At 41.6% G+C, this 14,716-nt stretch carries 13 protein-coding genes; 6 read left to right on the top strand and 7 right to left on the bottom strand.

The annotated features are described in order from the left end of the window. Window positions 1–130: 130 nt before the first annotated feature. The 4 genes from ACKWCA_RS05405 to ACKWCA_RS05390 all read left to right on the top strand — a co-directional run bounded on the left by ACKWCA_RS05405 (window position 131) and on the right by ACKWCA_RS05390 (window position 4,271). Entirely contained in the window at window positions 131–313 is a 183-nt protein-coding gene (locus ACKWCA_RS05405) for a twin-arginine translocase TatA/TatE family subunit (protein WP_413977143.1), read from the top strand. Between the two features lie 575 nt (window positions 314–888). After that, window positions 889–3,414, top strand: coding sequence for an OmpA family protein (locus ACKWCA_RS05400; protein ID WP_413977142.1), 2,526 nt, complete (start codon window positions 889–891; stop codon window positions 3,412–3,414). Window positions 3,415–3,655: 241 nt separating this feature from the next. Beyond that, a complete protein-coding gene (locus ACKWCA_RS05395; protein ID WP_413977141.1) occupies window positions 3,656–3,826 on the top strand; it encodes a DUF6747 family protein in 171 nt (56 codons plus the stop codon). Window positions 3,827–4,103: 277 nt separating this feature from the next. Further along, a complete protein-coding gene (locus tag ACKWCA_RS05390; protein WP_413977140.1) occupies window positions 4,104–4,271 on the top strand; it encodes a DUF6747 family protein in 168 nt (55 codons plus the stop codon). A gap of 212 nt (window positions 4,272–4,483) precedes the next feature. Here the strand turns inward: ACKWCA_RS05390 and ACKWCA_RS05385 are convergent, their stop codons facing one another. The 3 genes from ACKWCA_RS05385 to ACKWCA_RS05375 all read right to left on the bottom strand — a co-directional run bounded on the left by ACKWCA_RS05385 (window position 4,484) and on the right by ACKWCA_RS05375 (window position 8,439). Further along, window positions 4,484–5,467, bottom strand: coding sequence for a DUF4837 family protein (locus ACKWCA_RS05385; protein ID WP_413977139.1), 984 nt, complete (start codon window positions 5,465–5,467; stop codon window positions 4,484–4,486). 14 nt (window positions 5,468–5,481) lie between these two features. Further along, window positions 5,482–7,140, bottom strand: a complete 1,659-nt coding sequence (locus ACKWCA_RS05380; protein ID WP_413977138.1) for a LysM peptidoglycan-binding domain-containing protein — start codon at window positions 7,138–7,140, stop codon at window positions 5,482–5,484. A 105-nt stretch (window positions 7,141–7,245) separates the two neighbouring features. Continuing rightward, a complete protein-coding gene (locus ACKWCA_RS05375) occupies window positions 7,246–8,439 on the bottom strand; it encodes a phosphoglycerate kinase (RefSeq protein ID WP_413977137.1) in 1,194 nt (397 codons plus the stop codon). A 308-nt stretch (window positions 8,440–8,747) separates the two neighbouring features. On the opposite strand from ACKWCA_RS05375, the gene holB reads away from it, so the two are divergent. Together holB and ACKWCA_RS05365 are read left to right on the top strand one after the other, a co-directional pair. Further along, on the top strand, window positions 8,748–9,899 hold the full coding sequence (gene holB / locus ACKWCA_RS05370; protein ID WP_413977136.1) for a DNA polymerase III subunit delta': 1,152 nt from the start codon (window positions 8,748–8,750) through the stop codon (window positions 9,897–9,899). 37 nt (window positions 9,900–9,936) lie between these two features. Beyond that, on the top strand, window positions 9,937–10,332 hold the full coding sequence (locus ACKWCA_RS05365; RefSeq protein ID WP_413977135.1) for a DoxX family protein: 396 nt from the start codon (window positions 9,937–9,939) through the stop codon (window positions 10,330–10,332). Between the two features lie 73 nt (window positions 10,333–10,405). Here the strand turns inward: ACKWCA_RS05365 and ACKWCA_RS05360 are convergent, their stop codons facing one another. The 4 genes from ACKWCA_RS05360 to mnmG all read right to left on the bottom strand — a co-directional run bounded on the left by ACKWCA_RS05360 (window position 10,406) and on the right by mnmG (window position 14,715). Next, a complete protein-coding gene (locus tag ACKWCA_RS05360; protein WP_413977134.1) occupies window positions 10,406–10,912 on the bottom strand; it encodes an OmpH/Skp family outer membrane protein in 507 nt (168 codons plus the stop codon). A 318-nt stretch (window positions 10,913–11,230) separates the two neighbouring features. Further along, entirely contained in the window at window positions 11,231–12,067 is an 837-nt protein-coding gene (locus tag ACKWCA_RS05355; RefSeq protein WP_413977133.1) for a class I SAM-dependent methyltransferase, read from the bottom strand. Next, window positions 12,045–12,605, bottom strand: coding sequence for a hypothetical protein (locus ACKWCA_RS05350; protein ID WP_413977132.1), 561 nt, complete (start codon window positions 12,603–12,605; stop codon window positions 12,045–12,047). The genes ACKWCA_RS05355 and ACKWCA_RS05350 overlap by 23 nt, the downstream gene beginning before the upstream one ends. Window positions 12,606–12,846: 241 nt before the next feature. Beyond that, entirely contained in the window at window positions 12,847–14,715 is a 1,869-nt protein-coding gene (gene mnmG / locus ACKWCA_RS05345; RefSeq protein WP_413977131.1) for a tRNA uridine-5-carboxymethylaminomethyl(34) synthesis enzyme MnmG, read from the bottom strand. Window position 14,716 lies beyond the last annotated feature (1 nt).

The following is a 14,716-nucleotide window of genomic DNA, read 5'->3' as shown; positions in this document are numbered from 1 at the left end:
TGCTAAACCTTAAGATATACGAAACAAATACACTTCTGGTCGAATAAAATTAAAATATGGTCGTTATAGTTTCAATCGGATAAGACTAACAACTTTTTTAGTACATTTGTTATCCATTAAATACGTTATTATGATTGCACTACATACTTTCTTGGCCATAGGAGCACCCCAGATAATTTTGGTGGTCGTTGTTGTACTTCTTCTTTTTGGAGGTAAAAAAATTCCTGAGCTCATGCGCGGATTGGGAAGTGGAATCAAAGAGTTTAAAGACGCCTCTAAGGACGATGAAAAGCTAGAGGAAAACAAAGAATAGAAAAATCAAAAAATTTTGTCTAAAAAAGCCTTCTCTAATCGACGAAGGCTTTTTTCGTTTCAAATATTGCCCATCACTATATACCTATTGGTTTATTATGTTGCTTCAGCATAAGACCGACGATTTTCTTAACATTTCTTCTCTTTAATTATCCTAGCCTACAGTATTCTCCGCGCATACCTCATATATTGAACGTTTCACAACAAAGTGGGTATGCGATGCATCGTAAAGATCTTTCTTTGCGTTAACACATTACTAATATTAGGTATGGCAACTGCATATCATTCTGTCCCGCAAGCTTCAGGCTCTGTATGTGCTACTCAGAGATCCTCGAAACTTTTGATGCGCAAAATACCGTATGTAGGCTTTGGTTACGAACAGGGCGATTACAACGTTAAGCCACTATCAAAATTTCATCAAGTGCCCAATACGGCTCGCAACTCCAATAATTTTAGTTTGAATGAACTACACAATAGGTTGCATGAGAAGTGTAAAACAAGTATTTCATATTATTTGATCGTTCGTAAAAAAACAAGACTTTAAAATCCCCCAAAGGTTTTTCTAATTACCTAAACATGAAAAGACTAATATCAACCTACATTTTGCTGGCCTCTCTCTTGATGGGAGCTCAGACCGCTCCTGGGAATTCTATTTCCGGGACAAGCGGAGACATCACTTTTAATACCACAAATGAAAATAGTGGTCTTACACAAATCATACCTGTCACCGAAACCTTTTTGGAAGCCGCGAACAAAAACGATGTTGCTTTCAGAACGATGAACAACTTAGATGGTGTTTCTGACGGATACTACGCGATTGTCGGGGTATATAGCGAAGGCAAGAATCTTAAGAAGGTCATTAAAAAATTGAAGCGTAAAGGATTTGAGGCAAATTCAATTACTAATTCAGAGAACGGTTTAAACTATGTCTATATTCAATATTTTCCTTTTGGCCTTGAAGCTATCGATGCCTACTTATCGGAATTCGATGGAAGATATACTGATGATGTATGGATTCTAGAGGTCGTGGATAGCGACCCCATGGATAACGGCTTGGCAATTGCAGAGTCGACTGACAGCTCCGCCTCTGAAAGAGAGACCACTTCATTCGACGTGGCTGATGTAAATTATGATGTTCTAAACGAATCGGAAGAAACGCGCACTGAGGGAATTCAAATCAAGGATACCCCCAAAAAGAGCAAGTTGATTGAAAAAGCTGATTTCTTCTTTGATAAAATGTGGTACGCCGAGGCCGCTCAGTTATATGAGCAAGCATTGGCAAAAGGTGATAAGTACTATTCGTATGACGTCATACAAAGAGCAGCGGACTCGCATTACTTCAATACCAATATGGAAAAAGCCTATGAATGGTATAGCATATTGTATACAAACTATGGCGAAGACATGTCTGCAGATAACATTTTTAAATATGCACATTCTTTAAAGGGTACGGGAAAATACGCGCGCTCAAAACGCCTTATGCGCCTGTACAATAAAAAAATGAAGAAGGGTGATATAGGTTCACTTGATACTACCGAAGCGCTAACGGCGAATGAAAAGACGCTCGACGGCATATTGAGCTCGAAAAAGAACTACGAACTCAAAAATTTGGCCATCAATTCTGAATACTCAGAGTTCTCCCCAATGTTTTTGGATTCAAACCAAGTGGTGTACGCCTCGGCAAAAGATTCCTCATTTTTTAATACCAGACGGTATAAATGGAATGACCAACCTTATCTCGATTTGTATGTGGCCAAAATCAATGAAGAGTCACAAGATTTAAAAGACGCCATCAAATTTTCAAAAAACATCAATACCAAATACCATGAGGCCTCTGTCACCTTTTCGCCCGATAATACGACCATGTACTTCACACGAAACAATTATGGCAAAAAGTTAAAGAGAGACAAGAACGGGGTCAACCACCTTAAAATATATGTTTCTCAAAAAATTGGCGATGAGTGGACGGATGCTGTAGAAGTACCTTTTAATAGCGATGAGTATTCTACGGGCCACCCAGCACTTAGTCCTGATGGTAAAAAACTTTATTTTGTATCCGATATGCCAGGTACCATAGGCCAAACTGATATTTTCGTTGTAGATGTCCTAGAGGGAAATACATTCTCCGAACCAAGAAACCTCGGTCCGGAAATCAACACGGAGCGCAAAGAAATGTTTCCATTTATCAATGAGACCAAACTCTATTTTTCTTCAGATGGCCATATAGGTCTTGGTGGACTTGATATTTATGAGGCCTCGTACTCTGAAGAAGAGGGATTTCAAGAAGTTAAAAATGTAGGGCAACCGGTAAATAGCAATCTAGATGATTTCTCTTATATCGTCAATGAAGAAAATCAACAGGGGTATTTTGCATCGAATAGGGCAGAAGGCAAGGGCGATGACGATATCTATTCATTCAAGCGATTGATTGTTGAAGAAGTGCCTGAGATTTCAAACGCTATCGCCGGGGTCGTAACTGAAATGATCACAGGTGATATCATGCCACAAGCCATGATCGAATTGCTAGACGAAAATGGAATCAAGTTAAAAGAAATGGTTTCGGACGACGAAGGCAATTTTATATTCGAAGATCTTGAAGCGGATACCAAGTATACTGTGCAGGTTAAGAAAGATGACTATTTCGAAAATATTCAGAATGTTACTACCGTAGAAAACGATACCGTGAATGTTGATCTCAAAATGAAAAGGCTCCAAGAAATGATCGCTATCGAAGATGGTATTAAAAAGTTGAAGACCGAAATGATTTTCTTTGACTTTGACAAATCATACATCCGAAAAGATGCCTCTAATGAGCTTGACAAATTGGTCGAGGTCATGAACGAATATCAAAATATGGTCATCAAAATCGAGTCGCATACCGATTCGAGAGGAGCGCCGGAATACAACAAATACCTCTCTGACAAGAGGGCCAAATCGACTAGGGATTATATTATCTCCAAAGGGATATCCCCTGAAAGAATTCAAAGCGCCATCGGTTACGGTGAAGAACGGTTGCTCAACCGCTGCAACGGTACTGTACGATGTACAGAACAAGAGCACTTCAAAAATCGTCGTTCCGAATTTATTATCGTAGGCATGTAAGTACACTCATCATTAATCATATATTCATAGAAAAAGCCGTGTTTCGTTAAAGAATGCGGCTTTTTGCCTTCATTGACTTTTCTTCTCAGGCTTTTGTCTTAGTAACAAAAGTAAATAACACGGTTTCACAACACTACGTCACCACTTGACAACAAAAAGGGTCGGTGAAATACGGATTTCCTCGATTTTCAGTTATTATAGAAACGTTCGTTAGACTGTTTAATCCCAAATCTCAAATACTATGAAAAACGTACTACTTATCAAAGAAATCTATCTAGAGGCCTTTAGAAACCTAGGCCACAAATTCGTAAAGTCATATTTTAAAATATTCTCATGGTTCTGCTTCGCCAGTTTCTTGATTGTACTTTACGCATTCGTTTTTAGACTTATCACTGGCTTTGCCTTTGATTAACGGAACTATAACCAATCTAACCAATTAAAGCACCTTAATAAGGTGCTTTTTTTATTTTGGGCCTATCTATGTTAGACATTTTTGCATATCGAATAAAATCGGTATTAAAGTCCCGTATCTTGCCTCAGATTGCCTTAAATTCAAAAGATATGTTGTTCGTCGAGCAATAACACTATTTCACCTTATCGGCGAGTTTTCTGGGCCTTACGCCAAAATTATTGAAGACTCCATTACTTATTTCAAACCTTTGTACCTGTCTAACTTAAAATAATGAGGTATGAGGAAATTAGTACTATTACAAGAAATCTATTTGGAGGCGTTTAGAGATTGGACTCAAAAACTACTCAATAAGTATTTTAAGGTGTTCTCTGTCTTTTGTGCTTTTCTGTTGATCGTAGTGCTCTATGCATTCGTCTTCAGATTGTCTACCGGATTTGCATTTTAACTCTATAATCGAGATTTATACCTAGCTAACGTGCCTGCCCACACGGCAGGGGGCGTTGATTCGATAACTAGTTGGTTTCCTTCGAATCTCTATTGATCCTGCCTTTGTTGGCAATTAAGCTAGCTTCGAGGCTATTTAGTAGCTCTACGTATAGGTTACAAACGCCAAAACGCCCTTTAGAGGGCGTTTTTGGTTTCAATATGTCCTTTTCCTTACAAGAAACGAACGGTCTTTAATATCGCTTCCAATTGAAACATGTCATCACGCTTATTGGTGGCCGGAGCATAGGTAAAGCCTTCAAGTACCAATTTCCTATTATTTACGGCATCATCAATAATATACGTGAGAAAAGGGCCTGCCATAAAATCATTTTTAACATCCCAAATACCGCGAACTTCGTAAGCCTTTCTACCTGCTATTTCAGTTTCAAAAACGGAAGGTGAGAATGCCGGTTCGGTACGCATATGGGTCACTTTGCCGGGAACATCCTCGCCGGGCAAATATCTGGCGCCTATGGAATCACGCATTCTAACAATATCCCTGACCAGCGTCGAGTCGTTAGATAGGCTATTCGCGGGCATGGCATACGCAATAATGTTCGCATGCCCTTTCGGAATTTGACGGTCGATCCAAACAAAATTATTTTCTTGCTTTCCAACCTTATAAATCGACGGAACATTCAATTTTACGTTGAATTTTTCCGTTAGGGCCTTTTCTTTATTCAGAGATTTCAAAAATCTCGTTTGGGCTTCTTTCAATTCAAGCCCTTGAAAAGTAGAAATAACCCCTGGCGCCTTTTCCGCAATGTTCTGAATCAGTTCTTCTTCTGTTTTCCCTTTAATCACAGCGACCCGTTGGGGTGTGGCGTACAAGTCCGTTTTAATTTCGGCTTCATTGAGGGTGTCCAATTCCACATAAATGACAGAGCGGGTTTTTCTCAAGGCCCCTGTAAATGATTGTTTAGGCACATGATTTAAGGTGAAAATCGGTTCGTCCCAGGTGAGGCCGATTGCAGGAGATGCGTAGTGTTCCCTTATCTTATCTCCTACCGCTCCTTTCCAAAGCTCATTATCGATGACGACCGTTACCGAGTTAATAGCACCTATAGATCCAGGTAGATACTTTTGTTGCTTCCCATCATTGCAGGAAACGACCAAAAAGAGCACCAACACGGCCAATACTTTAAAATGTTTCATATGTATACTGTGGTTTAGGATGGGCAATCACATAGTTTCAATTTCATACCCGGTTTTAAACTGTTACCACTAATACCGTTCCATTTTCGTAAATTTTCTATGGTAATTCCCGGATATTTTCTGGAGATGGTCCAAAGTGAATCGCCGCTACGCACCGTATGTACCTTTCCATTGCTTGCTACCGTTGGGCTTGCCGCACTTTTTGTGCTGCTCTTCTTGGCAACATTCGAAATACCGCGAGAGCCTCGAGGGTATATGGTCAAACGTTGGCCAACCCTCAGATTGTTACTTCGCAGGCCATTCCAATTTTTGATCTGACTGACACGAACTCCGTATCGCTCGGCGATTTTTCCCAGATAATCCCCGCTCCGCACACGATACCTGATTCGATTGGCCTCTGCCGCTTTGACCAGAGCTGGTAAAGGGCTTTCCTTGCTTTTCAATTCCTTTTCTACATGCGCGTAAATAGCGGCTTCGTTCGCCACGAATTTACCCATTGCTTTTTTAGGAAGTCGCAGGTAATATTTCTTTCCTTTGATATGAGGAATGACCTTTAGCTTGTACGAGGGGTTCAATACCTCTAGGTCTTCAGTGCTGATACCGATCAATTCCGAGATTTGGTCAAAGGTGATTAGGCTTTTGATGTGCACCGTATCGGTCTCAAAATAGGGGCGTTCCACTTTTTTTCCTTTAAGGCCGTGCTCTTCTGCATATTCGAAAATATACATCGTAGCTAAAAAGGCGGGTACATAGCCTGCGGTTTCCCGCGGTAAATTACGGCGCAAGTTCCAATAGTTCTTGTATCCACCAGATCTTCGAATTGCTTTGTTCACATTACCAGGGCCAGAGTTGTAGGCCGCCAAGGCCAGATCCCAATCATTGAAAACCTTGTACATTCGGTTGAGGTATTCACATGCAGCCCTTGTAGATTTGATAGGGTCACTCCGATCATCGACATAACTACTTACTTTAAGGCCGTGTTCTCTTCCTGTGCCGTACATAAATTGCCAAAGGCCTGTAGCGCCTACTCGAGATCTGGCCTTTGGGTTCAAAGCGGATTCTACAATGGCCAGATACTTCATCTCCAATGGAATATCGTGATTGTCCAATTCCTGTTCGAATAGCGGAAAATAAAATTGACTTACGGTCAACATGCGATTCATTAAATCGCGTTTTCGAGTCAAAAACGATTTAATCACATTCTCTAGAGATGGGTTATACACCACATTGAACGGCGTTCGTTCATTGATTCGGGCCAAACGTGCCTTTAAAGTGTCGGTAGGTAAATCATATTCGTAAGTCTTTTCGATATCGAGTTCCGAAACCTCTTGATACATCTCATCGGAGTGCGAAGCAATCTCATAGAGCTCTTTCATCCAAAGACTGTCATAAGTGGCGGCGAGCTCGTGGTCTTTTAGATTATACGCCCCTTTATCTCCTTTTTTTACAAGCATTAGAGGATTATCCTTTAATCCGGGGGCCGCTTCCATAAGCTCCATTTGTTCTACCCCCTTCATGTCCATGGCAGTGGTGTCTGGCAAAACATCTTTGGCCTGAATTATTTTCAGACTGTCTTTTTGAATCTGCACGCTGTCTTTTTCTTGTGCAAATAGAGGGATTGCAACAATTAGGAAGGAAAGAAAAGATAGGTAGTGCTTCATTTTTGCGTTCATAAGAAGTGTACAATTAAGGAGAAGGGGAACTAAAATCGCACTTTTTCCCGAAAGGATAAAATTTTCGTGCCATAAAACACAAACGTCCTTTTATCGATAACGCCCTTACCCGTCTATTATTGCAGCGATTCCTGGTAACGTTTTTCCTTCAAGGCTCTCCAACATAGCGCCACCACCAGTTGACACATAACTTACCTTATTTTCGAAACCGAATTGCTTGACCGCAGCTACCGAATCACCTCCTCCAACCAAGGAAAAGGCTCCATTTTGAGTAGCTTCGTCTATGGCGTCACCTACGGCAATGGTGCCTTTGGCGAAGTTTTCCATTTCAAATACACCAACAGGGCCATTCCAAAGAATGGTCTTGCACTGAAGTATAACGCTCTTAAAGTTTTCTAGCGTTTCAGGGCCGGCATCCAGACCTTGCCATCCCTCCGGAATAGCATCGGAACCTGTAATTTGGGTCTGCGCATCATTTGAAAAGTCATCTGCCGCAATAACGTCTACGGGGATATGAACAGTTACTCCCTTATCGTCCGCCTTTTTCAATATTTCCAAGGCCAAGTCCATTTTATCGTCTTCGCAAATAGAATCGCCTACCTTTCCGCCTTTGGCCTTGACAAAGGTATAGGTCATGCCCCCACCGATAATCAAATGGTCAACCTTGTCAAGAATATTTTCGATAATCGTAATTTTCGAGGAGACTTTCGCACCACCTAAAATAGCAAGAACCGGTTTTTCACCCGTTTGCATCACTTTCTCGATCGCATCGATTTCCTTGGCCAACAAATACCCAAAACATTTATTTCCGGGAAAAAACTGCGCGACCACGGTGGTAGAAGCATGTGCCCTATGTGCCGTTCCAAAAGCATCGTTCACATAAATATCGCCCAATTTTGACAATTCTTCCGCGAAATTTTTATCTCCGCTAGTCTCTTCAGAGTGAAAACGTAAGTTCTCCAAAAGCAAAACCTCTCCCATAGCCATCTTTTCAACAGCGGCTTCAGCCTCCGCACCTGTACAATCAGAAACGAACTTTACTTGTACCCCGAGTACTTCCGAAACCGTTTTGCAAATGTGTGCCAATGACAAATCGGGATTTATTTCTCCTTTGGGTCTTCCAAGATGACTCATCAAGACGGCGCTTCCTCCATCTTCCAAAACCTTGATGATCGTAGGTTTCGCTGCTTCAATCCGATTCGTGTCCGTCACATTAAAATCACCATCCAAAGGAACGTTGAAATCTACACGGATCAGCGCTTTTTTATTTTCAAAATTGAAATCTTCAAGAGTCTTCATAGCGATGCTTTTTATTAGGAATCGCAAATGTAAAGATTTCTGGGGTTCAGGTGAAGTGTGGCCCTCCATATTATGAAAAAGCCTACCTCATTTTCCGACCCAATAGTCGGTTTATCGATTTTGGGATGCCGGAAACGACACGTTCATTGCTTCCAAACACCTCGCTTAGCCCAATGCTTACAGTAATTTGCCGTAGAAACCCTGTTTTTACAGACCGCTTGGTCTGTAGTCGGCCTTGGATTCGGGTACATACGCTACTCCATTCGGGCGCTTCGTTTTTTAAGTTGGGAATACCTTATATTTGAGGCATGCTTTTTAAGGATGTTTTGGGGCTTGACCACATTAAAAACCATCTGGCCCTCAGTGCGGATCGGGGCCGTATTGCGCACGCACAACTTTTTGTTGGCCCAGAAGGTTCGGGCACCCTTGCAATGGCACTCGCCTATGTTCAATATTTGGTTTGTGAAAATACCAAGGGAGAAAACCTAGGAGGCAACCAAGCTTGTAATTTGAAGTTTGATTCCCTTGCACACCCTGATGTACATTTTGCTTTTCCCACCTCAAATTCAGATAAGGTGAGAAGTCATGCGGTCAGTAATCATTACATGGATGAATGGCGCCAATTTGTAAAGGAACAGCCTTACGGAAATCTGTTCGATTGGTACCGATTGATCGGCATAGAGAAAAAGCAGGGTCAAATAGGCGTTGACGAGGCAATGGACGTGGTCAAAAAATTAGCGTTGAAATCCTATGAAGGCGGATATAAGGTCATGATTATCTGGATGGCCGAAAAAATGAATACCGCGGCAGCCAATAAACTGCTCAAGTTAATTGAAGAGCCGCCACAAAAGACCATCTTTTTATTGATTACGGAAGATGAAGAACAAATCCTGCAAACGATTCGTTCAAGATGTCAGATACTTCATTTTCCCCCGTTGGCGGAGGAAACCATTGCGAATGCTTTGGTAGAAAAAGGTCTGGTTCGTGAAGAAGCCCTACGTCTGGCACATGAGGCCAACGGTAACTTCAATAAGGCCATCGATCTAATGAACCGTGATTCGGAGGATTTGGTTTTTGAAAAATGGTTTGTACAATGGGTCCGCAGTGCTTTTAAGGCCAAAGGTAACAAAGCCGCCATACACGATTTGATTATGTGGAGCGAGGAAGTGGCCAAAACGGGACGGGAAACACAGAAAAAGTTCTTGAAGTATTGTCTTTCCGTGATGCGGCAGGCACTATTGATCAACTTTGGAGCTGATGAATTGGCCTATATGCAAATTCATGTGGATAACTTTAAACTCGAAAAATTTGCGCCTTTTATTCATGAAAGCAACATTTTGGACATTGTTGCAGAGCTTGAAGAAGCCATGTATCATATCGAACGCAATGGAAACTCAAAAATCGTTTTGACCGACCTATCCATTAAATTGACTCGCCTTTTGCACCGAAAGGCGGCTTAGGGATTTGTGATCATCAAATAATATCTAAATTCACCATATGAATATCCTTTTGGAACACCCGGCCGAAGTTTTGCTCCTTGCATTTATGGCAATTACCTTTTTGCAGAGTGGAATTGACAAAATCGTCGATTGGAAAGGTAATCTGGGATGGCTAAAAGGCCATTTTGAAAAGACACCATTACGAACCATGGTACCGCTGTTATTGGGCACGGTGCTCTTGATAGAAATGGTAGCCGGCCTACTTTCCGTAGCTGGTATTTTTCAGTTGCTCACCTCTGGCACAAAAGAATTGGCCTTTTATGGTGCTATCGCGTCTTGTATCGCTCTTTTAATGTTGCTATTCGGTCAGCGGGTTGCAAAGGATTATGAAGGAGCTCGCACCATAGCAGTGTATTTTATCCCTGCCGTATTTTTGGTTTTTCTACTTCAGTAGCTTATAAATAAATAAAAGCCGCAATCGAAATTGCGGCATTACTACTTGGAAATACGTTCTATTCGAAGGAACTTTATTTCTTGTATTTGTCATTTAAGATCTTCACGATTTCATCTGTAAGATCGTTGGCCTGGGTACCGTATAGAACGGCTCCACCTTCTCCACCCCCTAAGACGTAGACATATCCATTCGCCTTTCCATAAGCTTCTATCTCTTTCTTCACTTTGCTCACCATGCTATCCATCTCCACTTGGCCCGATGCTTGTAAAGCTTGATCTTCTTGCTGCAGTTGTTGCCCGATGAACTGAGCGCGTTGTTGCATCACCCCATATTCTTCCTGAGCCTTCTGTTGTGACATTTTTTGAGCCTTTAACTGAAAGGCCTGTGCCTCTATTTGGTAAGCTTGGGTAATGCTGTCCCTCTTTTTGCCCAAGACTTCAGCCTTCGATTTGAACTTGGCCTCGATATCGATTTTCTCTTGGTAAGCATCCATCAACTTCACATTGTCGACATATCCAATTTTTTGTTGCTGGCATGAAAACACAATCAATGTCACTAGTGCCAATACTATTTTTTTCATAATCGTTCTATTTTTTTTCCGAATTGCGATGTACAATTTTATAGCGGAAATTTTCGGTTGCGCAAAAATAGGAAAGCTTTTTCAATCTATTCTTCGATTTTCCTCGAATTAGTACTTTCCGCAAAAAGTACGCATACCGTAGACGGTTCTTGTTGCATATCTGAGTCATAAGGAAAATCAATGGTTATGAAAATCCAAATCGAGACATCTTATGCCAAAATGACCATCCAAAGCTCGCTCTGGACTGAAAATTCGAATTCCGAGGGCCAAGACCTCTTTATGTCCTCAAAATGCCCGTAAATGTCCTTAAAACGAAAATCAGTCCTTTTTTAAGATGTAAATCAGGGAAGAATACTCTTTAGTCCGCCAGGCACTTAAGTTTGACCACAGCCCAACACCAAACGCTTTGCACAATGTGAAAAAACCTGTATTCCCATTTTTGTATTTCTCGGAAAGCAAGGCTACGTAAAAAGCATCGAAAATCATAGGTCTGGTTTCTATCAATTTGAGTTCGTGCTTGGCAAACAACTCCACTATACTATTTCTTGAAAAATGCCACAAATGTCTCGGAACATCATAGGCGGCCCAATGATGTTCGTAATGTTCGGCATCTTTTGATTTGAAATTAGGTACAGCTATTATCAGAGTGGCCTCTTCTTCTAAGTGTGTGACAATTTTCGAAATCTGAAGCTCTAAATCCGGCAGATGTTCCAATACATGCCATAAGGTAATGACCCCGAACTTCTCGTGCTTCAGAAGTTCTAAGTCAGCCTTGAGTTCAATTCCCTTGTCCTCTGCACGCTTTCTAGCCGCTACACTTGGTTCAACTCCTTTTATGCCCCACCCCGCTTCTTTTGCAGCTACCAAAAAATCTCCCGTCCCGGCTCCGATATCCAAAAGACTGTTATCCTTTTTAAGATATCGACCGATCAAAGCCACCTTTTTGCGCAAACTATACTTTTTGACCCGTTGGTACAATTTATCGGTAAGGGTGGTATCTGCATCGGTATGCGAAATATAAGCCTCACTCTTGTAATACGCATCAAGTTTCTCTGGTTGTGGTGAAGTAACCAACATATCAAGAAGCTCGTCATAGTGTAGTTCAAACTCCTCTCCTGAAATTGAAAAATCCTTAGTTTTTAAAAACAGTTTCATTGTAGTTATGCGTCGACAGGTATTCGTTTTTCAAGGCACGAAGATACTTTAAAACGAGCTCTCTTGAAAGCGATTCTTCCTGCAGACAATCTTTTTCGGCATCACTATACACCTCCATGGCGATATACCAATTATCCCTTCGTATCATATCACTTGACTCATTCGAAACATAGCGTTCAGGATCTTCGTTATCGAGTGCCGCATTTAAAACCAAGTCGAGCATTAGAGGACCGAGACTAAGCGTTTTGTCAGGAATCTTCACCTCATAAAACGCAAAAAAAAACGTTGAGGAGTCAATTTTGAAAGGCACATCGTCATAGACATCTTCATGATTCAGATCAAACTTGGTATTGACATAATCATAAAAGTGACCCGCTTCTTTTGGGTCTTCGAAAATGAACATCTGTCGCTTCGAGAGACTACGTTTGAATTTTTTGCCTCTGGTCAGCTTGTAATCTTCAATCGTCGGAGCAATACGAAGTGGTATACAAGATTGAATTAGAAAAACAAAACCAATATATAGTATGGTTCTTTTCATAAAGGTCGGATAACTGAACTAACATATCAAGAATCGTTCCTTTTTTAAGGCCAGACTGACCGTGTAATAGTCATACTATATGTAAAACGAAGCGGCAAAAAGTTTCGCTCTTATAACCTGAGAATCGAGCTATATGCTTGCTTGCCCGACCGCGGTCAGGCCTGAAGATAGTCAGACAAGTTGCCGCGAACTTGTCTATTGTTTACTGAAGTTCTACTATGTTCCACGTGGAACATGCGCCTTATCGTCCCATAAAAACCAAAAGCACACTTATATCGGAAGGTGAAACCCCACTGATTCTTGAGGCCTGCGAAATGGTAACGGGTCGGATGGTTTCTAATTTTTCGCGCGCCTCAAACGATAAGGATTTCAACTTTGAATAATCAAAGTTATCCGGGATTTTAATGTTCTCCAAGCGGTGTAATTTGTCGGCATTGACTTTTTCTTTTGCGATGTACCCTGAGTACTTTACCTGCACCTCCGTCTGTTCTAACACCTCTCTATTTAGTCCGTTTTTTTGCACGAAATCAGAAACAGATTCCAATTTCAGCATATGTTCCATAGTTACCTTCGGTCTGGAAAAGGCCTTATACATCTTATCGGATTGCTTGACCAAAGAAGAATTAACGCTCTCTAAAATCGGATTAATATCTTCAGGCAAGACACTAGTATCCTTAAAAAATTTAACAAAGGCCTCCGATTTCTTCTGCTTATCTTCCATACGCTTCAACCGCTCTTCGTTGGCCAAACCAATTGCATATCCCTTGGGCGTCAGTCTCAAGTCGGCATTATCTTGTCGCAACAAGGTTCTGTATTCGGCTCTGGAAGTAAACATACGATAAGGCTCTTCCGTTCCTTTTGTAATCAGGTCATCGATAAGTACTCCGATATACGCCTCATCTCTCATCAATATAAAAGGCTCCTCCTCATTAATTTTTAAATGGGCATTAATACCAGCCATCAAACCTTGAGATGCTGCCTCCTCATAACCCGTAGTGCCATTTATCTGCCCTGCAAAATAAAGGTTATTCACTAGCTTGGTTTCCAATGTATGCTTCAACTGGGTAGGTGGAAAGTAGTCATACTCTATAGCGTATCCAGGCCTAAAAAACTTTACTTTTTCAAAACCGACAACTGAACGTAATGCTTTAAACTGAACATCTTCGGGTAACGAAGTCGAAAAACCATTTACATATACTTCAACCGTGTTCCATCCCTCGGGCTCAACGAACAACTGATGACTATCCTTGTCGGCAAAACGATTTATTTTGTCCTCAATAGAAGGACAATACCTAGGCCCAATACTCTTAATACGTCCATTGAACATAGGGGAACGATCAAAACCTTCCTTCAGCAACTCATGTACAATAGCGCTCGTATGGGTCATATGGCAATCACGCTGATGTGTCAAAACCGAGGTCTCCGAATAAGAAAACTTCTCAGGCCGCTCATCCCCTGGTTGCGGAATCATTTTGGAATAATCCAAGGATCGCCCATCAACTCTAGGAGGCGTTCCTGTTTTCATTCTACCGCTATCGAAACCAAAAGACGTCAACTGTTCGGTAATTCCGGTTGCAGCCTTCTCGCCTGCCCTTCCGCCCCCGAACTGCTTTTCCCCGATATGAATCAATCCATTTAAAAAAGTTCCGTTGGTCAATACCACCGCCCTTGCCTTTATATCGATACCCAAAGAAGTCCGGACCCCTACAACAGCATCTTTCTCGACCAACAAACCTTTGACCATCTCTTGATAAAAGTCACAATTTGGGGTACCCTCCAATGCCGTTCTCCATTCCTCGGCAAAACGCATACGGTCATTCTGCGCCCTCGGACTCCACATTGCCGGTCCTTTGGACTTGTTCAGCATCTTAAACTGAATTGCTGATTTATCAGTTACGATTCCACTATATCCTCCAAGAGCATCGATCTCTCGAACAATTTGTCCTTTGGCGATACCTCCCATTGCCGGGTTACAGGACATCTGGCCAATAGTCTGCAAGTTCATGGTCACCAATAGTGTATTTGAGCCCATATTGGCAGCGGCAGCGGCAGCCTCTGCACCTGCATGACCACCACCCACAACTATAACATCATATTCTTTTTCAAACATT

Source organism: Maribacter corallii, from assembly GCF_047345415.1.
Taxonomy (GTDB): Bacteria; Bacteroidota; Bacteroidia; order Flavobacteriales; family Flavobacteriaceae; genus Maribacter_C.
Note: the sequence above shows the minus strand (reverse complement) of the source record. Positions and strands in the feature narration are given on the sequence as shown.

Excerpts from the sequence above, each read along its gene's own strand:
- ACKWCA_RS05360 (WP_413977134.1), bottom strand. The coding sequence starts at position 10,912 with ATGAAAAAAATAGTATTGGCACTAGTGACATTGATTGTGTTTTCATGC.
- ACKWCA_RS05405 (WP_413977143.1), top strand. The coding sequence starts at position 131 with ATGATTGCACTACATACTTTCTTGGCCATAGGAGCACCCCAGATAATT.
- ACKWCA_RS05380 (WP_413977138.1), bottom strand. The coding sequence starts at position 7,140 with ATGAACGCAAAAATGAAGCACTACCTATCTTTTCTTTCCTTCCTAATT.
- ACKWCA_RS05365 (WP_413977135.1), top strand. The coding sequence starts at position 9,937 with ATGAATATCCTTTTGGAACACCCGGCCGAAGTTTTGCTCCTTGCATTT.
- mnmG (WP_413977131.1), bottom strand. The coding sequence starts at position 14,715 with ATGTTTGAAAAAGAATATGATGTTATAGTTGTGGGTGGTGGTCATGCA.
- ACKWCA_RS05400 (WP_413977142.1), top strand. The coding sequence starts at position 889 with ATGAAAAGACTAATATCAACCTACATTTTGCTGGCCTCTCTCTTGATG.
- holB (WP_413977136.1), top strand. The coding sequence starts at position 8,748 with ATGCTTTTTAAGGATGTTTTGGGGCTTGACCACATTAAAAACCATCTG.
- ACKWCA_RS05385 (WP_413977139.1), bottom strand. The coding sequence starts at position 5,467 with ATGAAACATTTTAAAGTATTGGCCGTGTTGGTGCTCTTTTTGGTCGTT.
- ACKWCA_RS05350 (WP_413977132.1), bottom strand. The coding sequence starts at position 12,605 with ATGAAAAGAACCATACTATATATTGGTTTTGTTTTTCTAATTCAATCT.
- ACKWCA_RS05390 (WP_413977140.1), top strand. The coding sequence starts at position 4,104 with ATGAGGAAATTAGTACTATTACAAGAAATCTATTTGGAGGCGTTTAGA.
- ACKWCA_RS05375 (WP_413977137.1), bottom strand. The coding sequence starts at position 8,439 with ATGAAGACTCTTGAAGATTTCAATTTTGAAAATAAAAAAGCGCTGATC.
- ACKWCA_RS05395 (WP_413977141.1), top strand. The coding sequence starts at position 3,656 with ATGAAAAACGTACTACTTATCAAAGAAATCTATCTAGAGGCCTTTAGA.
- ACKWCA_RS05355 (WP_413977133.1), bottom strand. The coding sequence starts at position 12,067 with ATGAAACTGTTTTTAAAAACTAAGGATTTTTCAATTTCAGGAGAGGAG.